Annotated in this window: 25 protein-coding genes; 10 read left to right on the forward strand and 15 right to left on the reverse strand. The window is 68.9% G+C overall.

The window, feature by feature from the left end; all coding sequences use genetic code 11:
* The first annotated feature begins 95 nt into the window (after nucleotides 1–95).
* Nucleotides 96–611 (forward strand): Rv2732c family membrane protein, encoded by a 516-nt coding sequence (locus tag OED52_RS17125; protein WP_264152039.1) that lies wholly within the window; start codon nucleotides 96–98, stop codon nucleotides 609–611.
* A 24-nt stretch (nucleotides 612–635) separates the two neighbouring features.
* Here OED52_RS17125 and OED52_RS17130 read toward each other — a convergent pair whose 3' ends face one another.
* Entirely contained in the window at nucleotides 636–1,436 is an 801-nt protein-coding gene (locus OED52_RS17130) for an SDR family NAD(P)-dependent oxidoreductase (protein WP_264152040.1), read from the reverse strand.
* Between the two features lie 130 nt (nucleotides 1,437–1,566).
* Between OED52_RS17130 and OED52_RS17135 the strand changes: the two genes are divergently transcribed.
* A complete protein-coding gene (locus tag OED52_RS17135; RefSeq protein WP_264152041.1) occupies nucleotides 1,567–1,704 on the forward strand; it encodes a hypothetical protein in 138 nt (45 codons plus the stop codon).
* 88 nt (nucleotides 1,705–1,792) lie between these two features.
* On the opposite strand, the gene OED52_RS17140 is transcribed toward OED52_RS17135, so the two are convergent.
* The 4 genes from OED52_RS17140 to OED52_RS17155 all read right to left on the reverse strand — a co-directional run bounded on the left by OED52_RS17140 (nucleotide 1,793) and on the right by OED52_RS17155 (nucleotide 5,665).
* Nucleotides 1,793–3,043: a hypothetical protein gene (locus OED52_RS17140; RefSeq protein ID WP_264152042.1), complete on the reverse strand. Its 1,251-nt coding sequence runs from the start codon at nucleotides 3,041–3,043 to the stop codon at nucleotides 1,793–1,795.
* 25 nt (nucleotides 3,044–3,068) lie between these two features.
* On the reverse strand, nucleotides 3,069–4,427 hold the full coding sequence (locus tag OED52_RS17145; RefSeq protein ID WP_264152043.1) for a lipase family protein: 1,359 nt from the start codon (nucleotides 4,425–4,427) through the stop codon (nucleotides 3,069–3,071).
* An 88-nt stretch (nucleotides 4,428–4,515) separates the two neighbouring features.
* Nucleotides 4,516–4,938, reverse strand: a complete 423-nt coding sequence (locus OED52_RS17150) for a DUF1801 domain-containing protein (protein WP_264152044.1) — start codon at nucleotides 4,936–4,938, stop codon at nucleotides 4,516–4,518.
* Between the two features lie 37 nt (nucleotides 4,939–4,975).
* Nucleotides 4,976–5,665 (reverse strand): haloacid dehalogenase type II, encoded by a 690-nt coding sequence (locus tag OED52_RS17155; protein ID WP_264152045.1) that lies wholly within the window; start codon nucleotides 5,663–5,665, stop codon nucleotides 4,976–4,978.
* A gap of 102 nt (nucleotides 5,666–5,767) precedes the next feature.
* Here OED52_RS17155 and OED52_RS17160 point away from each other — a divergent pair, with 102 nt between their 5' ends.
* Both OED52_RS17160 and OED52_RS17165 read left to right on the forward strand, forming a co-directional pair.
* Nucleotides 5,768–6,283 carry an Rv2732c family membrane protein gene (locus OED52_RS17160; protein WP_264152046.1) on the forward strand — a complete coding sequence of 172 codons (516 nt, stop codon included), beginning with the start codon at nucleotides 5,768–5,770 and terminating at the stop codon, nucleotides 6,281–6,283.
* A gap of 99 nt (nucleotides 6,284–6,382) precedes the next feature.
* Nucleotides 6,383–6,931 (forward strand): hypothetical protein, encoded by a 549-nt coding sequence (locus OED52_RS17165; RefSeq protein ID WP_264152047.1) that lies wholly within the window; start codon nucleotides 6,383–6,385, stop codon nucleotides 6,929–6,931.
* A 36-nt stretch (nucleotides 6,932–6,967) separates the two neighbouring features.
* On the opposite strand, the gene OED52_RS17170 is transcribed toward OED52_RS17165, so the two are convergent.
* Genes OED52_RS17170 through OED52_RS17200 form a run of 7 tightly spaced genes read right to left on the reverse strand, consistent with a single transcriptional unit; the run spans nucleotide 6,968 to nucleotide 15,747 of the window.
* The gene (locus OED52_RS17170) at nucleotides 6,968–8,272 is read right to left on the reverse strand and encodes an LLM class flavin-dependent oxidoreductase (protein WP_264152048.1); all 1,305 of its coding nucleotides are present in this window, start codon (nucleotides 8,270–8,272) and stop codon (nucleotides 6,968–6,970) included.
* A gap of 3 nt (nucleotides 8,273–8,275) precedes the next feature.
* Nucleotides 8,276–9,538, reverse strand: a complete 1,263-nt coding sequence (locus tag OED52_RS17175) for an acyl-CoA dehydrogenase family protein (protein WP_413247681.1) — start codon at nucleotides 9,536–9,538, stop codon at nucleotides 8,276–8,278.
* A gap of 51 nt (nucleotides 9,539–9,589) precedes the next feature.
* Complete coding sequence (locus OED52_RS17180; RefSeq protein WP_264152050.1) at nucleotides 9,590–10,609, reverse strand: LLM class oxidoreductase; 1,020 nt, start codon at nucleotides 10,607–10,609, stop codon at nucleotides 9,590–9,592.
* Nucleotides 10,606–12,369 (reverse strand): nickel ABC transporter ATP-binding protein NikE, encoded by a 1,764-nt coding sequence (gene nikE / locus OED52_RS17185; RefSeq protein ID WP_264152051.1) that lies wholly within the window; start codon nucleotides 12,367–12,369, stop codon nucleotides 10,606–10,608. Before nikE ends, OED52_RS17180 begins: the two co-directional genes overlap by 4 nt.
* Nucleotides 12,366–13,247, reverse strand: a complete 882-nt coding sequence (locus OED52_RS17190) for an ABC transporter permease (RefSeq protein ID WP_264152052.1) — start codon at nucleotides 13,245–13,247, stop codon at nucleotides 12,366–12,368. Before OED52_RS17190 ends, nikE begins: the two co-directional genes overlap by 4 nt.
* On the reverse strand, nucleotides 13,247–14,200 hold the full coding sequence (locus tag OED52_RS17195; RefSeq protein WP_264152053.1) for an ABC transporter permease: 954 nt from the start codon (nucleotides 14,198–14,200) through the stop codon (nucleotides 13,247–13,249). Before OED52_RS17195 ends, OED52_RS17190 begins: the two co-directional genes overlap by 1 nt.
* Nucleotides 14,200–15,747 (reverse strand): ABC transporter substrate-binding protein, encoded by a 1,548-nt coding sequence (locus tag OED52_RS17200; RefSeq protein WP_264152054.1) that lies wholly within the window; start codon nucleotides 15,745–15,747, stop codon nucleotides 14,200–14,202. Before OED52_RS17200 ends, OED52_RS17195 begins: the two co-directional genes overlap by 1 nt.
* Nucleotides 15,748–16,107: 360 nt before the next feature.
* Between OED52_RS17200 and OED52_RS17205 the strand changes: the two genes are divergently transcribed.
* Genes OED52_RS17205 through OED52_RS17225 form a run of 5 tightly spaced genes read left to right on the forward strand, consistent with a single transcriptional unit; the run spans nucleotide 16,108 to nucleotide 22,733 of the window.
* Nucleotides 16,108–17,367 (forward strand): GNAT family N-acetyltransferase, encoded by a 1,260-nt coding sequence (locus OED52_RS17205; protein ID WP_264152055.1) that lies wholly within the window; start codon nucleotides 16,108–16,110, stop codon nucleotides 17,365–17,367.
* Between the two features lie 31 nt (nucleotides 17,368–17,398).
* Nucleotides 17,399–19,201, forward strand: coding sequence for an ABC transporter substrate-binding protein (locus OED52_RS17210; RefSeq protein ID WP_264152056.1), 1,803 nt, complete (start codon nucleotides 17,399–17,401; stop codon nucleotides 19,199–19,201).
* 1 nt (nucleotide 19,202) lies between these two features.
* Nucleotides 19,203–20,798 carry a dipeptide ABC transporter ATP-binding protein gene (locus OED52_RS17215; RefSeq protein ID WP_264152057.1) on the forward strand — a complete coding sequence of 532 codons (1,596 nt, stop codon included), beginning with the start codon at nucleotides 19,203–19,205 and terminating at the stop codon, nucleotides 20,796–20,798.
* Nucleotides 20,791–21,738, forward strand: coding sequence for an ABC transporter permease (locus OED52_RS17220; RefSeq protein WP_264152058.1), 948 nt, complete (start codon nucleotides 20,791–20,793; stop codon nucleotides 21,736–21,738). Before OED52_RS17215 ends, OED52_RS17220 begins: the two co-directional genes overlap by 8 nt.
* A 5-nt stretch (nucleotides 21,739–21,743) precedes the next feature.
* Nucleotides 21,744–22,733 carry an ABC transporter permease gene (locus OED52_RS17225; protein WP_264152059.1) on the forward strand — a complete coding sequence of 330 codons (990 nt, stop codon included), beginning with the start codon at nucleotides 21,744–21,746 and terminating at the stop codon, nucleotides 22,731–22,733.
* A 6-nt stretch (nucleotides 22,734–22,739) separates the two neighbouring features.
* Here the strand turns inward: OED52_RS17225 and OED52_RS17230 are convergent, their stop codons facing one another.
* The 3 genes from OED52_RS17230 to OED52_RS17240 form a co-directional block, all read right to left on the reverse strand.
* A complete protein-coding gene (locus tag OED52_RS17230) occupies nucleotides 22,740–23,663 on the reverse strand; it encodes a cation diffusion facilitator family transporter (protein WP_264152060.1) in 924 nt (307 codons plus the stop codon).
* Nucleotides 23,664–23,735: 72 nt separating this feature from the next.
* The gene (locus OED52_RS17235) at nucleotides 23,736–24,881 is read right to left on the reverse strand and encodes an FUSC family protein (protein ID WP_264152061.1); all 1,146 of its coding nucleotides are present in this window, start codon (nucleotides 24,879–24,881) and stop codon (nucleotides 23,736–23,738) included.
* 10 nt (nucleotides 24,882–24,891) lie between these two features.
* Entirely contained in the window at nucleotides 24,892–25,308 is a 417-nt protein-coding gene (locus OED52_RS17240; protein ID WP_264152062.1) for a DUF3151 domain-containing protein, read from the reverse strand.
* Between the two features lie 78 nt (nucleotides 25,309–25,386).
* Here OED52_RS17240 and OED52_RS17245 point away from each other — a divergent pair, with 78 nt between their 5' ends.
* Entirely contained in the window at nucleotides 25,387–26,304 is a 918-nt protein-coding gene (locus OED52_RS17245) for an Rv0361 family membrane protein (RefSeq protein WP_264152063.1), read from the forward strand.
* Nucleotides 26,305–26,341: the final 37 nt, after the last annotated feature.

Raw genomic sequence — 26,341 nt, forward strand, 5'->3', positions numbered from 1 at the left:
TCGGCTGCGTCGATGCAGGTGAGGAGTATGAGCGTCGTCACATTTCCCTTGCGCGCATAATGGCCCCTCGTGTGTCCGTACGAGGAGGCTGCGACGTGAACGACGATCTGTCGGCCTATCGGAAAGACTTCGCCCGCATCGAGCGGAAGATCGCCGGCGAGTTCCGGGTGGAGCGGCTGCAACGACGCCTCCTGATGGCGTCCGTTCTCGCCCTGGTGGTGTGCATGCTGCTGCCCCAGACCGCGTCGGCGTGGTCGTGGACCGTGCTGGGCAGTTGGTTCGGCGGCGACGCCCCTGTGGGCGTGCTGCTGCGCATCTTCACGAGCCTGGCGCTGCTGTTCGGGGTGGGGGTCTCCACCCTGGCGTTGCGGCTGCGCCGGTGGCGGCTCGCCTCCCTCGCGATGTTCGGCTGCGGCCTGTCGACCTTCTTCGGTCTGCTCGGCTACTGGTCGCAGGCCGGGATGATCACCGACGCACCCCACCGGCCGACCCTCGTGGTGATCGTGGAGTGGCTGCTGATGATCGCGCTGACCCTGCAGTGGATCGCGATCGTGATCAGCCGCTCCCCCACCGACGTGCCGCCGCGGCCGCACCCGGTCCGTATCCCCTGACGCCGTCTCTCCGACGCTGCTGCGTCACCGGGAGACGAGCGATCCCATCTTCTTCGCCACCAGCTCGATGGAGCGTCGCGGCAGCAGCCGTGCCAGCAGGTCGAGCATCGTGGCGTCCTTCCCGATGCACACCCGGAAGGTGCCCTTCTCGATCGCGTCGACGATCCGGTAGGCCGCCGTCGCCGACGAGGTGATGTTCGCGGCGGCGTCGGTGTCGCGGCCGGGGATCGATGCCCCGGAGTTCTCGGCGATGCCCGTGCGGACGGCGCCGGGGAAGACCAGGGTCACCGCGACGTTCGTCGTGCGCAGTTCGGCGTAGAGGCCCTCGGTGAGCAGTTTGACCGCAGCCTTGCTCGCCCCGTAGACGGACTGCCCGGGCACCGGCACGAACGCGCCCATGCTGGACACGTTGAGCAGGCTCGCCTCGGGCCGGCCCAACAGAACGGGCAGGAAGGCCTTGCACATGTGCACGACGCCCCAGTAGTTGACGTCGAGGACCTTCGTCATCTCCTCGTACGACAGCTCGGCGAAGGGCACGAACTTCTGGATGATGCCGGCGACATTGGCGACGCCGTCCACCTGCCCGTGCGCTGTGGTCACCTCGTCGACGAGTGTTTCGACGGCCCCACGGTCGGAGACGTCGACGGTGTGGGAGGTGAGCCGGTCCACGTAGGCGGCGGCCAGCGCGCGTGTGCCGTCGAGCCCGTCGGCCCGGAGATCGACGGCGGCGACCCGCGCTCCCCGGGCGAGCAGTTCGAGCACGACGTCGCGCCCGATACCGTTGCCGCCGCCGGTGACGACGAAGACCTTGTCCCGGATCTGCATGCTGTCTCCTCACATCGCTGCCCCCCCCACAGTGAATCCGCTCCGGGACGACATCGCCACCCCGACGTGTGCCGGGGTGCGCCGGTGGGTACCCGTCGGGGCACGCATCGGGCCGGACACGGAGGTGGACATGGGCACGTCGAAGAAGGAGAACGAGGAGGTCCGCAAGGACCCGCCAGGCCCCGTTGACCATGGTCGCGACGGTGGGATGGCCACCCGGGAGAACGCCCCCGAGGTGGTCGAGCGGTCGGACGACGAGAAGAAGTGAGCCGGCGACGGTCCGCCCGCCGAAACGAGGTTCGCCCGTGCTGCAGCAGGGGCGAACCTCGTTTCGGTGCGTCAGGACACCGGTCGCGTCAGTCGATCGTCACGGTGATCGACGACAGCGCACTGCCGAGGATCTGCGGGATGTTGTTGATCGGCCGATGGGTCTCGAACTGCACCTCGTAGGGCACGCGCAGGAGGGCCTCGAGCGTCGGCCAGTCGTGTTCGACGGTGTACCGGTACTTCGGCAGCAGTTCGGTGGTGATGTAGTCCCAGCGGTCGTCGAACACCGACCAGTCCCAGGACGGCAGCGGCGTGGTCAGCGTCGCCGCGCGCCCGTCGGGCAGGACACCGCTCACCCGGATCGGCTTGTAGTTCCGGGGATACACCACTCCGGCGACCGAGGGTGATCCGGCGAGGGTGGTCGCGTAGGTGAGGGCCTTGCCGATGCCGTCGCGGTAGTTGCGGGCCTCGTCCCACATCGCGCCGACCACGGTGTACTGCTCGCGGCGCAGCAGCGCGGCGTTCCCGGCTGCGACCCGGTCGGGTTCGCCGGAGGCGATGTCGTACCAGGCCTGCAGGACGGCGTCGTCGATGAGCCCGGCGGCGTGGAATTCCTCGATGGCACCGAGCCCTTCGTGCACGTACATGTAGTGCAGGGGCATGAGGTCGGAGAAGATCGCCTTCTGCATCGCGAGGATCCGCCGGATGTACCAGCGCAGGTCCTCGGTGGTGATCTCCGCGCCGTGGTCGGCGAGTTCCCGCAGTCCCTCGGGGAGCTGCCCGACGGCCTCGGGCCCGAAGGCCGATTCGACGGCGCCGATGATCGCGCGGGCGTTCTCCTGCAGTCCCGGCAGGTCGTAGATGTCGGTGGCGAGTTCGAAATCAGCGACGCCGCCGCCGAAGTCGGCTCCGACCTGCCCTCCCATGCCGGCCCACTGCAGTTCGCGGCGGGCGAGCTGGAAGTCCTCGTAGTAGCGGTACGAACGGATGAGATTGTCGCGGTTGGCCGCCACCGTGGTGTTCGGATTCCAGGAGGCGAGGGCGATGCCCGCCTCCGTGGTGGCCTGCGCGAGCCGGTACTGCGCGAGCAGCGCCGCGTAGTCGGTGGCCGGCCGCCCGGAGGCGCGGGCCCGATCGACGAGCACCCCGAGTTCGGCCGGGTCGGTGGGCAACTCCGGATGCACGCCACCGATGTCGGTCGCGAACCGATTGTCGAGCGGCAGGTTCAGATACGGCTCGCTCCCCTCGGCGTGGGCCGGTGCGAGAACCACCGTCGCGGAGACCACGACGGGCACGACCGCGGCGGCGGCACGCGCGAGCAGACGGGAGGCAGACGACACGGTTTCTCCCCGGGTGAAAGGTGTGTCAGGACAGTTCGTTCGAGAGCCAGTCGATCGTCTGCATGCCGAACAGGTCGGTGCCCCAGCGGTAGAGGTTCGTGACCATGAGCAGCATGTTGCAGTCGGTCGGCCGGTACAGCACCTCGGTGCCCCGCGAGCGGTAGGTCTCGGCGAGATCCCGGGAGTCCTGGGCGGGAACCAGCGACATGAACGAGTCGTCGGCGCCGCACGAGGTGATGAGGACATTCGAGTCGGGTGTGCCGGTCACGCCGAGCCGGTTGTCGTCGTAGACGTGCTGGAAGTCGGCGATGTCGGCGGGGTTCTCCCCCGACGTGAACAAGGTTTCGAGCGGCAGGAAGGGGGTGAGGAAGTAGTTGTTCTGGCAGGTGCCGCGCCACGCGTCGGCGAGGGCCTTCCCGGCGGGGTTGAGCTTCTCGTCGATCCTCATCTCGGGATACTGCGGTTCGAGCCCGAGCAGGGTGGCGAAGGCGAAGCCGGAGCCGATGCTCCCGGCGGCGGTGCGCATGAAGTTGCGCTGATCGACGACCATGCCTTCGAGGACGGTGGCGCGGATGTCGAGTTCGGGTGCATAGGTGGGGGCGAGCTCGGCGGCGAAGGCACCACCGACACCGCCGCCGGCGATGCCGAAGATGCCGATCGGCGGCGCTTCCCCGAGGCCCGCCTCGTCGACGTCGAGTGCCGCACGGACCCCGTTGAGCAGTGCCTTGCCGGCGTACTTACCGGCGAACACGCCGTGCGGAGCGGGGTCGGCGTCGTTGCCGACGTCGGAGATCACGGTGGCCATGCCCTCACCCCACATGAGGGCGAGCGGGCCGAGCGCCGACCACGCCGAGGCGTCGCCGAGAGCACCGCCGGACCACTGCGAGGAAGGATGGCAGCGGGGGCCGACGCTGTCGTTGGCCTCCTGGTAGGCGACCACCGGACGGGTGGCGTTGTCGCGTCCGTCCTCCGGGATCATCAGCACGCCGGTGCTGATGTCGCGGCTGCCGTCGAGGTTCTCGGTGACGTACATGATCTTCCAGGCCGACACGTCGCCCGGTTTGACGCCGGTGAACATGACGTCGAACTTCTTGGCCTTCAGCAGGGTTCCGGGAGCCTCGTCGCCGCGCAGTGGAGGCTCGTCGTAGAACGGGTCGTGGCCGAACGCGCCCTCCATGAACTCCTCGGGGCTCGCGAGGGTCGCGGTTCCCAGGGCGCCGAGGACGTAGCCGTTGAAGATCTCGTCGGGCATCGGCGTGTCGATGGGAACCTCGTCGACGGGCTGGGCTGCGGCGGGTGCGCCGAAACCGAGCAGGGCGACGGCCGTGAGCACGGCAGGAAACCAGGTGCGGGCACCACGGGAACGACGCGTCGTGCGAGCCACTGAAACCCCCTCGGTCGGTGTTGTGATCCCCGACACCATAGTCGACGGACAGGTGATCCGGACAGACCGGTCTCGTCCGTTCGGGCAGCTACGGGCGGTGTTCCACCGTGGTCATGTGGGTGAAGCCCAGGCGGACCAGCTCCCGCAGCACGTCGAGGTCGACGTGCTCCAGGCGCGTGACGTACAGGCAGGCGGCGCCGCGTTTGTGCGGGCCGAGGGCAGCGAGGAGGTCCTCGGCGGCGGGCGCGATCGTCAGTCCGTAGAGCGCGAGGTTCGTCTTGCGGGGCGAGAAACCCACGGCGAGGGAGTCGCCCTCGCGGCCGCTGTCGTACCGGTAGTGGTACCGCCCGAAACCGACCATCGACGGCCCCCACATCACGGCGTTCTCGCCGGTGACCTCGTGCATCAGGTCGTGCAGGGTCCATCCGTCGGCGCGTCGCACCGGGTGCTCGACGGCGTCGAGGAAGTCCGGTACGGGACGGTCGGTGGGCTGGGTCTTGTTCTCGGCCATGCCGGGCAGTCTTCCCGCCCGGACCGACATCCGCCTGTCACGGCACGGCCCGCAGGTCGTCGATGCGGTGGTCGAACCCGCCGTCGGGGGCGACGACGGCGTCCTCGAGACGGCCGTTCTCGAGCGGCCGGTCCACGAACACGGTGTGCAGCCCCACCTCCCGGGCGGCCTCCAGGTCATAGGGGTGGGAGGCGACCATCGCGGCGCGGGACGGGTCGACGCCGAGGAAGCGGCAGGCGCGTTCGTAGACGACGGGTGCGGGTTTGAACGCCCCGAACAGTTCGGCGGTGAAGATCGCGTCGGCCTCGAGGTCCTGTTCCTTGAACAACCGCACCATGGTGGACATGTCGGTGTTCGACAGCGGTGCGACCAGCGCACGAGCACGCAGGGCCTTCAGACCGGGCCGCACGTCCGGCCACGGTTCGAGGCGCTGCCAGGCACGGGCCACCTCGACGCGGGTCTCCGGCGGCAGGTCGATGCCGAATTGCTCGCAGACGTCGCCGAGGCCGTCGACGTAGGCGTCCTGCAGGCGGTACCACTGCTCCACCGACTGCTCGAGCCGGAGGACGCGCTCGTAGTAGTCGCGGCGCCACGCGCGGGTCATGTCGCCGGCGGTGGCCGGGTCGGTGCCGGGGCCGAGGGCGTCGGCCAAGGCGCGGGAGACCGGTGTGAAGAAGTCCGTGAGGGTGCCCTGGACGTCGAACAGGTAGGCGTCGTAGCGGCTCATGCCGGCCGGGTACCCCCGCGGGCGGCTGCGCGAATCGCCCTCGAGGCCCTCCCGCGACTCGCATACTGGGTCCGAGGCGTCGTCGCGCTGCCGGGGGTACTCATGGACGACCTGTCGCAGTACCGGGCCGATCTCGATCGCATCGAACAGCGGGTCGCCGGGGAGCTGGTCCTCGGCCGTACCCGGGTGCGGATCCTGGCGGGATGTGTGGCCCTGCTGGTCGTGGGCCTGATCCTCCCGCAGGCGAGCTCGGTGACATCCCTGACCAGCATCGCCCGCTGGGACGCCGAGACGGTCGCGTTGCCGCTGCGGATCTTCGACCTGCTGGCACTGGTGTTCGGGGTGCTGGTGCCGATCGTCGCGTTGCTGCGCCGGCGGTGGCGGATCGCCGCGCTCGCGACGCTCGGCACGGGTGCGGCGTCGATGATCGGGTTGTTCGCGTACTGGTCGCAGGCCGGTGCGGACGTGCCTTCGCCGCACGTCGGGTTGTTCGTGTGTTGGGCCGCGGTGGTGCTCTCCACCGTCGCCTGGCTGCCGGCCGTGCTCGCCGCCCCTCCCCTGCGCACGGCTCCCCCACTCACCGGTGGGGTGCTCGTGCCCCGCCGCGGCACGCGCTGATCTCCGTCGTTCCGCTTCCATGGTGGCGCACGTCACAGTTGAGGTGCAACACTGTAATCAGTGCAACACGCACTTCCGTCGCGTCCCGAGGAGGACGTCATGCGACATCCACACATGCAAGGATTCGGCCGGCCCGGTGGCTGGCAGCAGGCCGACGTACCCGACGTGAGCGACGCTCCCCGGTGGTTCGCCGGTCGCCTGCCCGAGGACTGGTTCACCGGCCTGCCCGACATCGAGATCGACCGCGAGGAGATCGTCGTCGTCGGGGAACTCCCGGCGCCCGAGGGCACCGGCGACAGCGAGATCGACGGGCGCATCGCCCGCTTCCGCGAGACCACACGCCCCGACCGCATGCGCATCGCCGACGAGGCCGAGGCCCGCTACGGACGCAAGGTGGCGTGGGGTGTGAAGGTGGGCGACCGGAGCGTCCTGTTCACCCACCTCGCCGTCCCCGTCATGACGCGGCTCCGGCAGCCTGAACGGAAGGTGCTCGACACCCTTGTCGACGCGGGGGTCGCGCGGTCGCGGTCGGATGCCCTGAAGTGGACGGTCCGGCTCGCCGGGCAGCATTCGAAACAGTGGCTGGACGAGTTGAGGGAGGCCATGAAGAAGGTCGACGACCTGCGATCCGAGGGACCGCAGGTCTGACGTCGACGGGATCCGTGCCTCGCACCGGATGGGCGGTCAGCCCACCGGGTGCAGGGTTTTCTCGACGTTCGGTTCCGCCGCCCGGAAGTGCCCGCGCAGCGTCGACGTCTCGTATTCGTGCCGGTACAGGCCCCGCGCCCGGAGCAACGGGATCACCTCGTCCGCGATGACCTCGAGGCCGTCGACGAGGATGTCGGGCTGCAGGTTGAACCCGTCGCAGGCACCGGCGAGATACCACTGTTCGATCCGGTCGACGAGTTGTTCGGGCGTCCCGACGAATCCCCCGTGCCCGGACCCGGAGTACCGGGTCCGACGCAGATATTCACGCACCGTGGGACGCGTCTGACGGATCTGTTCGAGGATGGATTCCCGGAAACCGATACTGCCCTGGAAGGTTTCGTCGATTGGACCGTTGAGGACCTCGTCGGGGAACGGCTCGTCCAGCTCGAGTTTCGACACGTCCACGCCGATGGCGTGGGTGAGCCATGCGGCCGAGTACGCGGAGGGGCTCGTGTCGTACAGCTCGTCGACGCGGCGGCGCGCCTCCTCCTCGGTGGACCCCAGGGTGAGCAGCAGACCGGGCAGGATCTTCACGTCGCCGGGCCGGCGTCCGTATCCGGCCGCCGCCGACTTCACGAGCCCGTAGTGTTCGCGCGCGGTCTCCGGGGTGATCTCCGCGGCGAACACCCCGTCCGCGTACCTTGCGGCGATGTCGCGGCCGGCGGGCGACCCGCCCGCCTGGAAGAGCACCGGGCGTCCCTGCGGTGAGGCGGGGGCTCGGAAGTCGCCCTCGTAGTCGAAGTGGGAACCGTGGAAGCGCACGGTCTCACCGGTTTCCGCCGCGGTCCACAGCTTCCGGGTGAGATCGGCGAATTCGGCTGCCCGCTCGTACCGTTCGGTGCGCGCCACGATGCCGGACAGGCCGAAGTTCGCGGCCGAGCGGTTGTCGCGGGTGGTCACCAGATTCCACCCGGCGCGGCCTCCGGAGATGTGGTCGAGGGTGAGGATGCGGCTCGCGAGTTCCACCGGATCGTTGAAGGTCGTCGATGCGGTGGCGAGGAGACCGATCCGTTCGGTGGCCCGTGCGACGTGCGCCCACAGCACCGTCGGGTCGAGCCGGATGGGGTTGGCGTCGTAGGCCGGATCCCCCAGGCTCAGCGCGTCGGCGAGGAAGACCGCGTCGAGCGTCGCGCGTTCGGCGAGCCGGCCGATCCGCTCCCAGTAGGCGGGTTCGACGAAGTCACGCGAGTCCAGCCGCGGGGAACGCCACGCGGACGGGATGTACCCGTAGACGAGCACGTTCACGCCCAGGAGCACATGGCCCTCACGTCGGTTGCCCATCGTCTAGACCCCCTGTCCCTGCGGGCGGGCATACGGATTCGACCCACCGACCGGCACGGTGCCATTGACGTAGTAGTCACCGAGGACACGTTCCTTGAACACGCGCGGGTTGTGTGAGGACAGCGTCCGGGCGTTGCGCCAGTGCCGGTCGAGTGCCAACGAGACCGAAGTCGCCGAGGCGCCCAGGGCGTCGAAGATCGTCGCCGTGATCTCGAGAACGGAATCGACGATGACGGACTGGGCCTCGTGGGTGCGGACGGTGGCGTCCACCAGTGCTGTCTTCTCCCGCTCGGCGTCCCCGAGGGCGTGAGCGCGGGCGACGACGTCGAGGGTCGCGCTCTGCTTCTCCAGCGCAGCCTCCGCCTGGAACAGTCGTGTGCCGATGTACCCGATCTGCTGCTGCAGGAGCGGATCCTGCGGCGGCACCTCGTTCACGCCGAGCGGGTAGTTGCGGGTGCGGCGACGCAGGCCCTCGGAGCCGTCGCGGAAGGCGGCGCGGCCGATGCCGACCAGCACCGACAGCAGTGCCGTCTGATAGAAGAGCCCCTGGTACGCGAAACGCTGCTCGGCGGGGAAGATTCCGTGCTCGTCGACGACGGCGTCCTGGTAGCGGGCCGAACCGCTCGCCGTGGTCTGCTGTCCGAATCCGTCCCAGTCGTCGAGCAGGGTGACGCCGGCCTGTTCCCGCGGCACGAGCGCGGTGATCAGTTCGTCGTTCTCATTGCGGCCGATGACGTCGAGCCAGTCGGCGTAGAGGCTGCCGGTGGCGTAGAACTTGTTGCCGGTGATGCGGGTGACGCCCTCGGACGTGGTGATGCGGGTGCCGATCTCACCGAACTTGGCGTTGCTCGCCTCGGTCCATCCCCCGCCGACGAACTGTCCCTGCCGGAAACGCTCCAGCCAGACCTCGGTGGACGGATGGTCGGGCGAGTTGAGCCGGTCCTCCACGAACGCGAGGTGGTTGCGGAAGATGTGGGCCACGTTCGGGTCCGCCTCACCGAGTTCGGCGAGCAGCAGGAATACCTGCTGCAGCGTGGCTCCGTCGCCGCCGAGTTCGCGGGGGATCCGCAGCCGGGAGAAACCCGCGTCGATCAGCCAGCGGACCTGCTCGTAGGGGAATTCACGTGTCCGTTCACGCTGCAGATTCCCCTCGGCGATCCGGGTGAAGACGGGCCGGTACGTCGCAGCGAGGGTGTCGAACTCCGCGAAGGAGCCCGCGAGGAGCGTGCGGATGTCGGGGGAAGTGGGGGCGACCATTGTGTTCACTTTCTCGGTGGGTCGAAGACGACGGCGTCCACGAGACGCGGGCGTCGAGGGTCAGCGGTAGACGCTCGTCGTAGGGGGCGCGAACGCGGGGGTGGCGGATTCGAGCAGGGGGATCGGTGCCCCGATTCCGAGAAGCGCGCGGAGGGTGCTCCCGGTGTCGACCGGGGACGACTCCCCGAATGCACCGGCCACCGCACGGACCCGGTCGAGCAGACGAGCGGGATCGTCGGCTGCGGGCTCCGCCGAACGCAGCAGCACACCGTCCGCGCCGGCGCCGAGTGCAGCACCGACGGCGGTGTCGGTGCGTGTGGCATCCGTACCGACCGGAACCTCGATCAGCACAACGATGTTGGACGAGCCTCGTTCCGTCCGGAGGCGGCTCACCACAGTCCCGGGATCGGGAACGCCGCCGAGAACGACGAGGTCGGTGACCGCCGGGATCTCGGCGAGCAGATCGTCGTCGTCGGCGTACCACGCGAGGACCGGTGCGCCCTGCACCGACGCGGGGGCGCTCAGCGGCCCGGCGATGTCGACGACACCGTGGTGGTCGACCCGCCTGATCCGGTCGGACTGCACGAGGATGCCGGATTCCTTGTCGGCGACGATGGAGTCGAGCGGCCAGCTCTGCCACAGCCGTGCGATGGCCGATGCCGTGTCGGCAGCGGTGACGGCACCCAGCTCGGCGCCACCGTGCCAGGCGGTCTCACCGTGGCCGCGCGGATCACGTGCGCCGAACAGTAGTCCGGTGCGGCCGTGGGTGAGGTGGTCGAGCGACAGCACACGGCGCGCCAGATTGTAGGGCAGGTCGTGGTGCGCCGTGCCGGTGACGACGAGCGGCGGACCACCCGCGGTCGCCAGGGCCGTCGCCACGAGGGACGGATCGATGTCGGTGGGCTCCGGACCGGTGTCCGTCCGGGCGCTGCGGGCGATGCGGTCGATGCCGACCACCCCGAAGGCGGCACCGGTGCCGGCCCAACTGTCGTGGACCGCGGAGTCGTCGAGGAGACGCACTGCCTCCTGTCCGGTGAAACCGACTGCGACGATCGGCCTGCGGGCCGGTAGGGACGTCATGACGTGTGGAGCACCTTTCCTGAACCGAGGTCGGCGCGCAGCAGGTCGTGAACCTCCGGCGCCCTGTCGGTGTCGTAGAGATCTTCGGTGGGGAACGTGTCGACGAGGCGTCCTCGCGACATCACCCCGATGCGGTCGCACATCCACTCGACGAGACCCAGTCCGTGCCCGATGAACACGCACGTCAGGTCGAGTCGCTCCCGCAGGTCGAGCACGAGGTCGACGACCCCGGCCTGGGTGGACACGTCGAGGGCGGAGGTCGGTTCGTCGAGGATCAGCAGATCCGGCGACAGGGCCAGTGCCCGTGCCAGGCAGACCCTTTGCGCCTGACCTCCGGAGAGCGCATGCGGATAGCGATCGGCGAATGCGGCCGGCAGACCGACGAGTTCGAGGGCCTCGGCCACCGCGTCGGACACACCACTATTGTCGGGCACGGTCCCGAAACGCCGTAGTGGACGAGCGATCTGCTCACCCACCCGCACGGCCGGGTTGAGCGAACCGACGGGGTCCTGGAAGACGTACTGCAGGCGCGGGCGGGCGGCGCGGAACGTGTCACGGTCGGTGCCCGAGAGCGGCTCCCCCTGGAAGTGCACGCTCCCGGAGGTCACGTCGAGCAGACCTCCCATGAGTCGGGCCAGCGTGGACTTGCCCGAGCCGGATGCGCCGATCAGACCGTAGATCTCGCCGGGCCGTACCTCGAGGGACACGTCGTCGACGGCGACGAACTCCGAGCGGCGTGTGCCGGTGCCCCAGCCGCCGACCGTGAAACTGCGTGTGACGTTCTCGAGTTTCAACACCGGGGTGACCGGATCGGATGTCTCCGCAGCGGTTTCCGTCACTGCCTGGGTGACCGCACCGCCTGCCAGCGAGCGGGCACCGCGCCAATGCGGCAGGGTACGTCGCCTCCCGAGGCGGGGGACGGCGGCGAGCAACTGCTTCGTGTAGGGATCGCGGGGCGAGGACAGGATCTCGTCACGGGTCCCGGCTTCCACGACGGCACCGTTGCGCAGTACGACCACCGAATCGGCGAGGTGTTCCACCACGTCGAAATCGTGGGTGATGAGCAGCAGGGAGGCACCGGTGGAGGAGGCCACGTCGCGGAGCAGGTCGAGCACCTGCCGCTGCACGATCGTGTCGAGCGCGGTGGTCGGCTCGTCGGCGACGAGCAGCGTGGGCTCGGCCAGGCCGGCGAGTGCGAGCACGACGCGCTGGCGCATCCCGCCGCTGAGCTCATGCGGATACGAGTTCAGTACCCGCTCCGGATCGTCGAATCCGACCCGTCGCAGCCACTGGGCGGCGAGCTCGCGCCGTTCGGCGCGGCGCGTGCGCGGACGGTGCCGCACGAGCACCTCGTCGAGCTGGCTGCCGACCCGGAAGGACGGATCGAGCGAACTCAGCGGATTCTGGAAGACCATGCCGATGCCCGAGCCCCGGAAGGTGTTGAGCCGCTTCTCGCTCAACCCCGCGAGGTCGACGGCCTCGCCGGACCCGCTCCGGAACCGGATCGATCCGCCGGCGAGATACGCTCCCGGGGGCAGGAGGCCCAGGAGGGCCGCGGCCGTCAGGCTCTTCCCGGAACCGGACTCCCCGACGAGGGCGAGTACCTGACCCGACGCGATATCGAAGGACACGTCGCGGACCGTCGGCTCGTCGTGCGGGTCGCCGCGGAAGGCGATCCGCAGGTCGGTGACCGAGAGGATCCGATCGGACGGCTTGGGGCCGGGTACGGCCAGGACGTCGGTGTCGTGGAGTGTGCTCATCGCCGGGCTCCTCGCCGTGACCGGGGATCGAAGACGTCGTTCAGTCCGTCGCCGAGCCAGTTGAAGGCGAGCGCGACGAGCAGGACTGTCAGGCCGGGGATCAGCGCGACGTAGAGGTGACCCGAGATGACCACCTTGGCGCCGGACGCGATCATCTGCCCCCAGTCCGGCGCGGGCGGTTGGACACCGATGCCCACGGCACTGAGGCTGGCGGAGAACACGACCATCGCCCCCACGAGGCTCGTCGCGTAGACGACGATCGGGCCCACGACATTCGGCAGGCCCTCGCGGACCGTCAGCGACCACCGTCCCGCACCGAGCGACACCGCGGCCTCGACGTATTCACGGCCTCGCTGTTGTTTGACCTCGGCGAACACCACGCGTGTGATGTAGGGGACGACGGCGAAGCCGATGGCGAAGACCACGACACCGGCCCCGGGGCTGAGCAGCGCCGCGAGCGCGATCGCCACGAGGATCACCGGGAAGGCGAACAGCACGTCCACGACCCGCATGATCAGGCCGGACACGCGCGGACCGGCGAACCCCGCAGCCAGTGCGGCGGCCGATCCGACGACGGTCGCCGCGGCGACGGCGACGACGGCGAGCAGGAGCGAGGTGCGGCCACCCCAGAGGAGCCTGCTGAGGAGATCCCGGCCGAGTTCGTCGGTTCCGAGGAGATGTCCGGCGCTGCCGGGCGGGAGGAACTTGGCGGTGGGGTCGGTCAGGATCGGATCGTAGGGCGCCAGCAGCGGAGCGAACAGCGAACACACCGCGACCACCGTGATGACGACGAGACCGGCGACCAGCTGGGCACGGTGCCGTCCGTGCCCGGACGGGGATCGCTTCCTGGCGACCACTTCATCGAGAAGTGTTGCCATCAGGCACCTCTCATGCGTGGGTTGAGGACGTCGACGACGACGTCGGTGACGAGGTTGACGACGAGATAGCACAGGGCGACCAGCACGATGCCTCCCTGGATCACCGGATAGTCCTTGCCGTTGACCGCGTTGACCAGCTGGGTTCCGATGCCGGGCCAGTTGAAGACGATCTCGACGAAGAACACTCCCGTGATCAGGGTGCCGATCTCGAGGCCGGTGATGTTGACGACGCTCGGCAGGATGTTCCGGAAGACGTTCCGGCCGTAGAGGGTCCGGGGCGTGATGCCCTGGGAGCGGAAGGTCCGGAACCAGTCCGACGAGCGTTCCCGGATCACCCCGACCCGCACGAAGCGCGCCAGCACGAGCATCGAGATCAGCGCCGCCGACACCGCCGGCAGGACGAGATGCTGGAGGAGGTCGCCGAAACCACCACCCCCGCGGGATTCCATGCCGCCCACCGGAAGCCACTTCAGCTGCAGCGCGAACACGCTGATCAGAACGAGACCGAACCAGTACACCGACAGGTTGCTGCCGACCTGCACGACCAGCATCACCAGGCGGTCGATCCAGGCGTTGTGGAAGATGCCGGCCACGAAACCGATCGCGGTCCCGAACACGAGGCAGACGACCACCCCGGCCGCCGTGAGGATCAGCGTGTTGACGAAGTTGGGCACGAGGATGTCGAACACCGGGGTGCCCAGGGTGAGGGACAGTCCGCCACCGTCGGCGAACAGGTTCTTCACCCACACGAAGTACTGTTCCCACAGCGGCCGGTCGAGACCGTAGGTGGCGCGGATCTCGTCGAGCTGTTCGGGTGTGAATCTCGATGCGAACTGCGCCTCGACGGGATCGCCCGGCGTGAGTGCACCCAGCAGGAATGCGAGCACCGAGACGATCACCAGGATCGGGACGATGTTGAGTGCACGGATACCGATCCGCCGGAGGTGGTTCATCACTCCCCCGAGAGCCAGACGTTGCTCAGGTCGTACCAGTTGGTGGACGCGAAGGTGAATCCTTCGACGTTCGAACCCGTGGCGTAGTACCGGTTCAGGTTCACGGCCGGGATCACGAGAGCCCTTGTGCGCAACTGTTCCTCGGCGGCCTGCCACAGCGCGATGCGCTGGTCGGCGTCGTCGGTGTAGAGCGCGGTTTCGATCGCCTGGGTGACCTCGGGGTACTGCTCGGGATTCAGGCCACGGTTCTTGAGGCCGTTGTACCCGTTGTGGAGCCATTCGGCGTTCGTCTCACCGAACTCGTCGATGTTCAGGCCGTCGCCGGGCTGCGGGTTGTACACGCGGGCGGAGTAGTTGACGCGGTCGAGGCTGACCACCTCGGTCTCCACACCGATCTGCTTGAGGTGCGCCTGCAGCCACTGGCCGACGTTCTCGTTGGCCACGTCGACCACGAGATTGAAGCGCAGCTCGCCCGGCTCGTAGCCGGCTTCGGCGAGCAGCTGCCGCGCCCGCTCCGGGTCGTATGCGAAGTCGACGACGTCGTCGCGGTAGGCCTCGTTGCCCGGCGGCAGGAAGGAGTACTGCGGCGTGGCGTACCCGTTGTAGACCTCGTCGGCGAGCGCCTGCCGGTCCAGGCCGTGGATGAGGGCCTCCCGGACGCGGTCGTCGTCGAAGACGGGATTGCGCCGGTTGAAGGAGAAGTAGATCAGCTCCGCCCCGGTGCCCTCGGGCACCTCGAGTCCGGCGTTCTCGAGCGTCTCGACGTCGTCGGGTTGCACGTAGCTGATCAGGTCGACCTCGCCGTTGAGCAGGGAGGCGACGCGGGTCTGGTTGTTGGGGATGACGCGGAAGGTGAGCGTATCCAGGTGCGGCTGCTCGCCCCAGTAGTTCTCGTTGCGTTCGAGTTCGATCCGGTCGCCGATCGCCCGTGAGACGAAGCGGTACGGGCCGGTGCCCTCCGGGTGCTCGGCGAAGCCGTCGTTTCCGTAGGTCTCCCACACCGCCGGGTTACCGATGGGCAGGGTGTACATCGACTGTGCGAGGATCCGGGGGAATCCCAGGAAGGGACGGGCGAATTCGAAGGTGTACGTGTACTCGCCGGTGGGAGCGGCATTGGTGAGGTTGCCGAACCACACCTTCACCCGACCGGCGCTCTCCTCGTCGAAGAACTCGTACGACCGGTCCCACACGCGGCGGACGTTCTTGTGCAGCGCCTCCGCGTCGAAGGGGGTGCCGTCGTGGAAGGTGACGCCCTCACGTAGCTGGAAGGTCCAGGTCCGTCCATCCTCGCTGTGCTCCCAGCCGGTGGCCAGCACGGGGACGAGTTCGGGGGTGCCCTCGGTGGTCGTCAGGTCCTCCCCGACGAGCGGCTCGAAGATGTTGCGGGAGACGCGGTAGGTCTCCCAGAACACCTGCCGGTGCGGGTCCAGTCCCCGCGGTTCGAGGTACAGACCGGTAACGAAATCACCGCCGTCGACGGGATCCGATCCCGCGTCGGCGCTCGCTCCACCGGACCCGCACCCCCCGAGGAGCAATACAGCCGCCAATCCTGCCGACGCGACCGCGAGACGGTTCCTTTTCCGCACTTATCCACACTTTCGTTCGAAACACACAGATGTCCGGTGGTTGAACTTAGCGGCGCCCGGTGCGGCGAGCATCCTATGGAATCACCGTGATTCGAAGTCTTCACGGCTTGTTCCGGACGTATTCCTGCCGGAATTAAAAATCACTGCAGCGCACAATTGTTGCCGCTCACTCCTCCCGGAGGCTACCTTCCGACGAGACTTCCGAGGACGCTCACCCTCGTGCCGCGAAGCAGGCGCATCCGTCCCGGAGGACCGGGATACATCACCTCGGCAGGCGCATCGGCACCGGTGCGCCTGCCTTTCGTACGACAGGAACCCGATATGTCCGCGCTCCCCACAGGTCGCTCCGCATCCGGTGTCGATATCCGGGTACTGACCGAGGAACGGGAACTGGCCGAGGCCTTCGACCTGTTCCGCACCGCCATGGTCGGGCTGCCCTGGTCGGCTCCGCTGCCGGCGGGTGCCGCCGGGAAGGTCTTCGAGGCCGGCCGAACCCTCGGCGCCTTCACAGACGGGAAACTCGTGGGGACCGTCGACTCGACGAGCGGTGCCCTCACCCTGCCCGGGGGACGCACCGTCCCCCACGCCGCGGTGACCCACGTCGGGGTCCTTCCCACCCATACCCGCAGGGGCATCGTCTCCCGTCTGGTGCGCCGTCAGCTCACCGACGCCCGCGACGCGGGGAAGGTCGTTGCGACGCTACGGGCCTCGGAGGCAACCATCTACGGGCGCTTCGGGTACGGGATCGCGAGCCGGGTGAGCTCGGTCACGGTCGACACGCGCCGCGGCGGGTTCCGCCCCGAGGTGCCGGCAGGAGATCCGGTCCGCCTCCTCTCCCCGGAACGGATGTGGGACGTCCTGCCGGCCGTGCACGCGCGTGTCCCGAACGTCCGCCCCGGCTTCATCACCCGCTCGTCGCAGTGGTGGGCGGCGCAGGAGTTGCGCTTCGACCCGGCCCGGGGTCCGGCCTACACCGCGGTGGCCGGGCAGGAGGGCGCCCAGACCGGTTTCGTCCGGTACCACCCGATCGGCACCAAGACCTGGTTCGGCAGCCACGAACGCAGCATCGTCGTCGACGACCTGTTCGCGCCGTCCAGCGGAGCGTTCGTCGGGCTGATCCGGTTCCTGTGGGACCTCGACCTCGTCGACCGGATCGTCGTCCCCGGCCTGCCCGTCGACAGCTCGTTGCCGTGGCTGTTGACCGACCAGCGCGCGGTGGCCACCACCGGGATCCGGGACGAGACGTGGTTGCGGATCCTCGACGTCGAAGCCGCCCTCCGGGCGCGCACCTACGGGAGCGGCGAATCCCTCGTCCTCGCCGTCCACGACCCCCTGTTGCCCGAGAACACCGGCACCTACCGCATCGATGACGGGCGCCTCGAGTCCGTGACGCCCGGCATCTCCTCCGATTCCGACCTCGAGGTCGACGTCGCGACACTGGGCAGCGCGCTGCTCGGCAGCGTGCGCTGGCACCAGCTCGCCGATTCCGGCGCGGTGCGCACCGGCTCCGGCGACGCGATCGCCCGCGCCGACCGGCTCTTCGCCACCGACCTGGCGGCCTTCGCCGGCACGAACTTCTGATCCCCTTCCCCCACCCCCCGAAGGATCATCTGTGAACACACATCGACGACCCGCCTCCCGCGCCCTGCGGAACATCGGTATCGCCGCCACCGCCCTGACGGCTCTGCTCGTCTCGGCCTGCACCGGAAGCGCTCCGGCCACCCGCTCCGGCGACGACGGTGACATCGTCGCCGGCGGCACCTTGTGGGTCGCCTCTCTCGCATCGGACATGGACTCGCTCGACCCGCTCACCGGCTACGACACCAACGCGTGGGCCGTGCAGCGGGCGATCACCCGGCAGCTCGTCACCTTCCCCGGTTCCACCGGGGAACTGAAGGACGACACCGAGATCGTGCCCGACCTCGCAGAGTCGTGGGATGTCAGTGAGGACGGCCGCACCTACACCTTCCATCTGCGGGACGGCATCACGTACTCGGGCTCGTCGAACCGCGAGATCGTCGCCGGCGATTTCGTCTACGCCGTCAAACGGTTCTGCGATCCGAACAAGCAGGTCGCGGCGATCAACTACTTCCACCTGTCCTTCGAGGGCTTCACGGAGTTCTGCGACGAGTTCGCGACCGTCCCCACGGGTGACCTCGCGGCGTCGAAGCAGTTCATCGACACGCACGAGATCTCGGGTGTGCAGGCCGTCGACGACAAGACCCTCGTCATCACGGCACCGACGAAGTCGTACGACTTCCTCGACATCCTCACTATGAACTTCGTGACGCCGCTGCCCCCGGAGGTCGCCTCGCAGTACTTCGGCGACTCGCTCGAGTTCCGGAAGAACTTCCCGTCGTCCGGTCCGTACCGGATCGACGCCTACCAACCGGGCCAGCAGCTGGTGCTGAAGAAGGTCGAGGGCTACAACCACGACGCGGACCCCGCCCGCGCCGCGTACGTCGACGAGATCGTCGTCGACTTCACTACCAACAGCGAGGACAGCGTCGTCCAGAAAGTTCGTTCCGGAGAGGCCGACCTGACCCTGTACATGGACGTTCCGCCCCGGGCCGTGCTGAACCAGTACGCCTCGGCGAACGACCCGAACCTGCACACCTCCGACAGCGGCGCGGCGAACTTCATCGTCATCAATGCCAAGCCGGAGGCGACCTTCCCCGGCGCGACCGCCCTGCGCGACCTGCGCGTGCGGCAGGCGCTCGCCTATGCGGTGAACAAAGCGAATCTCGTTCAGGGACAGGGTGGCCCGGTTGCCGCGAAGCAGAACGGACAGATCGTCACATCCACCCTGCTCGGTCACGAGCCGTTCGATCCCTACGCCACGCCCGACAGCAAGGGAGATCCTGACAAGGCCCGGCAGCTGCTCGCCGAGGCCGGTTACCCCGACGGCCTGACCCTCGACGCGGTCTACAAGTCCACTGCCCAGTTCGAGTCCATCGCCGTCACCCTGAAGGAGGATCTCGCGGCTGCGGGAATCACGTTGAATCTCATTGCCCTGCCCGGTACCGAGTACACCTCCTACCTCCAGGACCCCACCTCCCGGTACGACGTCGCCCTGAGCGGTTCGTTCACGCCCGACTGGCAGGGACGCTCGACCCGCATGCTGCTGGGCGGCTGGCTGAACTCGGAGGCTGCCCCGTGCGGCAAGGGCAACGTCAACGGCATCTGCTACAGCAACGATCGTCTCAATGAGCTTGCACGTCAGGCGTTCCCGTCGGACGATCCGGCACCGATCTGGGCGGAGGCCGATCGGGTCGTGTCCACTGATCTTCCGTGGATCCCGCTGTTCGAGAAGCGCAAGAACCTCATCTCGTCCGACCGGGTGACCAACTGGACGTGGGCATCGCTGCCTGCGCAGGCCGACTACACCAACATCGCTCTGCGTCCGGGGTCCTGAGATGCCGCTGCTGCAGGTCGAGAATCTCGGCGTCTCGTTCCGGTCGACGCCGGTGGTACACGACGTGTCGTTCACCGTCGACAAGGCCCGCACCCTCGGCATCGTGGGTGAGTCCGGGTCCGGCAAGAGCATGTCGCTGCTCGCCGCGACGGGACTGCTCGGGCCCGGTGCCGTCGTGAACGGGCGCACCCTGTTCGACGGCACCGACCTGGTGACCGCGTCGCCGCGGCACCTCCGGTCGATCCGCGGTCGCGACATCGGATTCGTGTTCCAGGATCCGTCGAGCAACCTGCACCCCCTCGTGCCGATCGGCCGGCAGATCGGCGAGGCGCTCACGGCGCATCACCGACTGGATCGGAAGACGGTGCGACGCCGGGTGATCGAGCTGCTCGACGAGGTGGGCATTCCCCGGGCGCAGGAGCGGCTGGACGACCATCCCGTCCACTTCTCCGGGGGCATGCGCCAGCGGGTGATGATCGCGATCGCGCTCGCCAACAATCCGCAACTCGTCATCGCGGACGAACCGACCACGGCGCTGGACGCGACGGTGCAGGCGTCGATCCTCGCCCTGCTGCGCCGATTGCAGCAGGACCACGGCATGGCTCTCGTCCTCGTCAGTCACGATCTCGCGGTGGTGTCGGAACTCGCCGACGACGTGGTGGTCATGCGCAGTGGTCGCGTCGTCGAGTCCGGTCCGGTCGATCGGGTGTACAACGCGCCCACCCATTCGTACACGGTGGAACTGCTCGAGCCGCTCGCGCAACCCGTCGCCGCGCCGGCCGGCCCGCGGCCGGAGCGACCGGAGCTGGTGCGGATCGAGAACCTGACGAAGGGATTCCGCATCTCCCGCAAGGAGCACCGCCCGGTCCTGTGGGACATCGACCTGCGGATCGGTGAGGGCGAGATCGTAGGACTGGTCGGCGAATCCGGTTCGGGGAAATCAACACTGAGCCGTATCGTGACCGGTCTCGACGTCGCGGACACAGGTACGGTGAGTTTCCGCGGCACCTCCTACGTCGCATCCGGCAAGCGCCGGCCGGTGGTGGATCCACAGGTGCGGCGCTCGATCCAGATGGTCTTCCAGGATCCCTACGGCAGCCTGAACCCGCGCCGGAAGATCGCGCAGATCCTGGCGGCACCTTTCGAACTGAGCACGGACCTGCCGGGTCCGCAGATCCGGCGGCGGGTCGGAGAACTGCTCGAGTCGGTCGGGCTCCCCGGTGATTTCGCCGACCGCTATCCCGTGCAACTGTCCGGCGGGCAGCGTCAGCGTGTCGCCATCGCCCGTGCGCTCGCGCTCGATCCGGCTCTCGTCGTCGCCGATGAACCGGTGTCGGCACTGGACAAGACCACCGCCCGGCAGATCGTGGAACTGCTGCGCAGCCTGCGCGACGAGCGGGGGACGTCCCTGCTGTTCGTCTCGCACGATCTCGGAGTGGTGTCCGCGCTGTGCGACCGCGTCGCGGTCCTGCACGATGGGGTGATCGTCGAGCAGGGCTACACCGACGAGGTGTTCGCCGACCCGGCCCACGACTACACCCGGACCCTGCTCGGCGCGGTGCCGGGAAGCACCCGGAAGGAGACCGTCGATGCCTGACCTGTGGACCGAACCCGCCGGCGTCGACACCCTCACCGACACACCGCCGCGGAACGGGCGTCGGCTGTTCGCTGCCCTGGTGGAGGACCGTTCGGCGCGCCTCGGGCTGGGGACGATCGTGCTGGTGGTCCTCGCCACGCTCGCCGCCCCGCTCGTGGCGGCCCTCGTCGGGCACGGCGCCACCGAGCAGTTCCGCGAGACCGCGCTCGACGCCTCGGGTATCCCGATCGGCCCGTCCTCAGGCTTCTGGCTCGGTGCCGACGGGGAGGGCCGGGACGTCCTGGTGCGCACCCTCTACGGCACGCAGATCTCCCTACTCGTCGGGATTCCCGCGACGACGCTGGCGATGGTGATCGGCACGATCATCGGGGTGGCGTCGGGCCTGGCCGGCGGCATCTTCGACCGCGTGACCGGCCAGGTGATCGACATGGTGCTGTCGTTCCCTTTCGTGGTGACGGCGCTGAGCCTGCTCGCGCTCAACCGCGGTGCCGACGGCCGGCCCGTGGTGAGCCCGATCGTGGTCGTGGTGGTGATCATCGCCGCGTTCACGTGGACCTACTTCGCGCGCCTGAGCCGGGGGCTGACGGTGACTCTGCGATCCTGCCCGTTCGTCGACGCGGCGGTGACCCTCGGCGCGGGACGCCGATGGATCCTGTTCCGGGAGGTTCTACCGAACGTCCTCCCGGTGATCGTCGTGTACTGGGCCGTGCAGCTTCCCGCGAGCATCGTGGCGGAGGCGACCCTGTCGTTCCTCGGCGTCGGCATCCAGGCTCCCACACCGAGTCTCGGCAACATGATCGCCGACGCCCAGCGCACGTCGCTCTATCAGGTGCAGCCGTGGTATCTGCTCGGTCCGGCCATCGCTCTGTTCGTCATCGTGCTCGGCTTCAACGCGTTCAGCAGCGGGCTGCGCAACGTCCTCGATCCGAAGGGACGGTGATCTCGATGCTCCGGCACGTCACACATCTCATCACCCGTTCGGTGACCACCCTCGTGCTCGTCCTGCTGGCAGCCTTCGTCCTGACCCGCATCGCCTATCGCGATCCGGCCACGATGCTCGCGCCACGCAACGCGAGTCAGGAGGGGATCGAGGCGGTGGCCCGCGCGCTGCGCCTCGACGATCCCTGGTATCTGCAGCTGAAGCACTACCTGTTCCGGGGGCCCGACATCCAGGGCGCCCCCATGGGACTGATGAACTGGCCGCCGGCGCTCGGCTATTCGTTCCGGCAGAACACCCCGGTGACGGAATTGATCCTGTCCAAGGTGCCGGTCACCGCGTCGCTGGCGCTGGGAGCGCTGGTGATCTGGATGACGCTCTCGCTCGTGCTCGGGGTGGAAACCGCGCGCCGGGAGGGTTCCGCGGTCGATCACGGGTTGTCGGGCCTGGCGTACGTCGCGTTGTCGTTGCCGACCTTCCTCACCGGCATGCTGCTGTCGTACTTCCTGTTCTTCACGTTGTCCACGCACGGGCTCTACCTCTTCCCCAGCAGCGGATACGTCCCGCTGTCGGAGAACCCCTTCGAGTGGGCCCGGCACCTGTTGCTGCCGTGGCTGACCCTGGCGATCGCCGAGATCGGCATCTTCCAGCGGGTGGTGCGCGGGTCGATGCTCGAGGTGCTCGGCACCGACTACATCCGGACGGCGCGGGCGAAGGGACTGTCGGAGCGGGTCGTCCACTACCGGCACGCACTGAAGGCGGCGCTGAACCCCGTCATCACCCTCGGCGGGCTCGAACTCGCCGTGATCATGGGCGGGGCGATCGTGACGGAGACGATCTTCGGCCTCGACGGGGTGGGGCGACTGGCGGTGAACGCCGCCCTCGAAGGGGACTTCCCCGTCGTGATCGGGACCACCGTGTTCGCTGCGGCGGTCTTCGTGGCGTGTTCGTTCGCCGTCGACCTGATCACGCGGTGGCGCGAGCCGGCGCGCATCTGACCGGCGTCACCACGTGACGTCCTTCTCGCAGCGCTTGCCGTCGACCGTCGACTCGACCTGCACGGTGGCGTGGTCGAGTCCGTGTGACGACAGCGCGGTGCGGGCGGAGTCGAGGATCCACTGCGGGTCATGGTCGCTGACGAGGTGGACGGTCGCGACGTCCATGCCGGTGGTCAGGGTCCACACGTGCAGGTCGTGCACACCGGAGACACCGGGGAGCGCGAGCAGGTCGGAGCGCAGGATGTCGACGTCGAGATGGGCGGGCGAGGTCTGTGTGAGGATGCGCAGCGACTCGGCCGCCAGACGCAGCGCGCGGGGCACGACCCACAGCGAGATGAGCACACCGACGACGACGTCGGCGAAGCTCCAGCCGAACATCAGGACGAGACCGCCGGCGACGAGCACCCCGACCGAGCCGACCGCGTCGGCGAGGACCTCCATGTACGCGCCGCGCACGGCGATGCTGTCCTTCGCGTCGGAACGCAGCAGGAGCATGACGACGATGTTGGCGGCGAGGCCGGCCAGGGCGGTGACGATCATCGGCAGGCCGGGCAGTTCCGGGGTGTCGCCGATCCGCTCGATCGCCTCGTAGAAGACCCAGCCCGCGACGCCGAGCAGCAGCACGGCGTTGACCATCGCGGTGAGCACCTCGGCGCGGTGCCAGCCGAAGGTGCGCGAGGCGACGGAGCTGCCCTTGCGGGCGAGGATCAGCGCGACCATGCCCATCGAGACGCCGACGACGTCGGTGAGCATGTGCCCGGCGTCGGCGAGCAGGGCGAGCGATCCGATCCACAGGCCGACGCCGGCCTCGAGGACGAAGAAGGCGCCGAGGATGCCGAGGGCTATCGCCATCCGCCGGATCACAGCCCGGCTGGGACCTGCGTTGCCGCCGTGCCCGTGACCGACACCGTGTGAATGACCGTGACCCATCGCTCTCCCTCGTGAACCTCGGGCCATCGTATGCACGAATGCGCATACATTCAACGGTTACGGTTCCGGGGCTCAGTCCTCCGGCTCGTAACCCGGATGCTCGACGGTGGGCGGCAGCGTCGCGATCGCCGAGATGCGCTTGAGTCCCGCCGCCTGCAGCAGGTCGACGGTCAGCGACCGCAACTGCGCGAACACCACCGTCGCCGACACCCCCGCTCCCTCGATCAGCTCGGGTTTCAGCTTCTTCGCGACGCTGCGCAGCACCCGCGCGGCCTCGGCCTGATCGGGCTGTTCCCCCGGCTCGGCGAGCACCATCTCGCGGAGCACGTCCACGGCGTCGGCGAGCTCGGTGAAACGCTGCACGAGCCGGATGTCGAGGATCTCGTCGTCGCGGACCAGCGTCAGCGACCGCCGTGCCAGCACGCGGATGTTGCGCATCGCGTTGTCGATGGGATCGGCCGCCGCGGTGAGGATGACGAGCCGCCGCCGGCTGTTCCAATACAGCGGCGAGATCGTGCTGACCTCCCGGCCGCCCTTGATCTGGGTCCGCATCGAGTCGATCGCGGACTGGGTGGCGCGCGCCTGACGCAGAGCGTCGTCGATCGGCTTCGGGTTGTTCTCGACCAGCCCCGCCTCGACCTTGCGCAGCACCTCGCTCGCCGTGGCGAGGATGTCGGCGGCGTGACGTCGTGCCCGCCGCACCGGGTGGGTGGGGATCATGGCGACGACCGCGACGCCGGTGAGACCACCGACCAGCGCGTCGACCATGCGCTCGGCACCACCCGCCCCGCCCGGTGGCAGCAGCGTCGCCACGAGCACCGCGGAGTTGCCGGCCTGCATCGCGAAGATCGGGCCGCTGTTCAGCGCGACGGCGGTGCCCATGGCGATGCTCACGACCAGCGCGATCTGCCACGGTCCGCTGCCGATCTGCGAGACGATCAGGTCGCCCACACCGATACCGACGGTGACACCGCAGACCAGTTCCACCGACCGGCGCAGCCGCGCCCCGAGACCGAGGCCGAGCGAGACCACGGCCGCGATCGGGGCGAAGAAGGGCTGGGCGTGCCCGACGAGGTCCTTCGCGACCCACCACGCCAGACCCGCCGCGAGAGCGCACTGGATGATCGGCACGGCCGACGAGCGCAGACGACCGGCCGAGTCGTTCAGGCGCCTACGCAGTCCCTGACGGGTCGGCCGGCGCCTGTTCGACGCAAGCATTCAGCAGACGTTATTCGACGCCGAGCTCTTCGGCAGCGCGCGGATCGCAGTCCTCGAGCAGGTCGAGGCAACGGGCGTGTTCGTCGGTCTCCCCGATGGCCTGCGCGGCGCGGGCCAGGACGGCGACGCAGCGGAGGAAGCCGCGGTTGGGCTCGTGGCCGTAGGGCACGGGACCGAAGCCCTTCCAGCCGTTGCGGCGCAGCTGGTCGAGGCCGCGGTGGTAGCCGGTGCGGGCGTAGGCGTAGGCCTGGATCGTCTCACCGTTGTCGATGGCGGCCTCGGCGAGATACGCCCAGGCGATCGAAGCCGTCGGATGGTCGGCTGCGACCTTCGCGGGGTCCTCTCCGTTCAGCAGTGCCGACTCCGCGTCGTCGTCGCCGGGCAGCAGGGTCGGCTGGGGTCCGAGAAGATCACCGAAAGACGTCATGGGGCCATTCTGCCCTCCCGCCGCGAACGGTCGATAGAGTCCCCGGGTAACCGCAGCCCGCCGAACGAGGTGCAGCACGTGTCCGACCCGAAGAACGAGAAGACGCCCGAGGAGACCTCGCCGACCCCCCAGGCCGGGTCCGCGGGCGAGCCTACGGCCGGAAAAGGCGCCGACGTCGAAAGCCCCAGCGCCGAGTCGCCTGCAGCGGAGACCCCTGCAGCGGAGAGCACCGAGGCCCCTGCCGCGGAGAGCGCAGAGGCGGCGGACGCTCGTCCCGTCGAGGACGCGGCGCCGGACGAGACGGTGAGCGTGCCGGAGCAGAGCGCGCCCGAGAAGACGGTGAGCCCCACGGCCGAGACCGTCGCGCTGCCGGTGACCGAACCCGCACCGGCTCCTGCTCCGCAGCATTCGGACCCGGCGGAGGCTCCCACGGTGCAGATCCCGGTCCGCAACCACGTGCCCAAGGCCCCGCCGCAGCGCATCCCGCCGCGCACCGAGGAGCCGGCACAGCCCGCTCCCGCCCCGGTCACGATCCAGCCCACCCCGACCCGCATCCCGCCGGTCGAGGAGAAGGGCCGCGGCAAGTGGCTGCTCGCCGCCGGCACGGCCGTGGTGGTCGTGATCGCGGCGATCGCCGCGATCCTGTTCTACCAGCAGCGGGAGGACAACTCCCCCGAGAGCGGCATCCGGTCGAGCATCGAGACCTTCGTCGAGGCGCTGAAGGCCGGCGACCTCACCACCCTGCGCGCGACGACCTGCGGCGGTCTCGCCGACTTCTACGCGTCGGTGGATCCGGCGGACTTCGCCGACATCCACCGCGTCGCGGTGCAGCAGGGTGAGATCCCGGTGGTGACGAGCATCGACCGCATCCAGATCACCGAGAACACAGCGATCGCACAGGTCACCGCGCACACCGCGAACAGCCCGTCGGACGTCACCGACCGCACCTTCGACCTCGAGCTCGTCGGCGAGGAGTGGAAGGTGTGCAGTGAGTGAGTAGGTCTCGTCGCCCGCTCCCGACGGGTCGCGACGA

The sequence above is a fragment of the Rhodococcus sp. Z13 genome (genome assembly GCF_025837095.1).
GTDB classification, from domain to species: domain Bacteria; phylum Actinomycetota; class Actinomycetes; order Mycobacteriales; family Mycobacteriaceae; genus Rhodococcus; species Rhodococcus sacchari.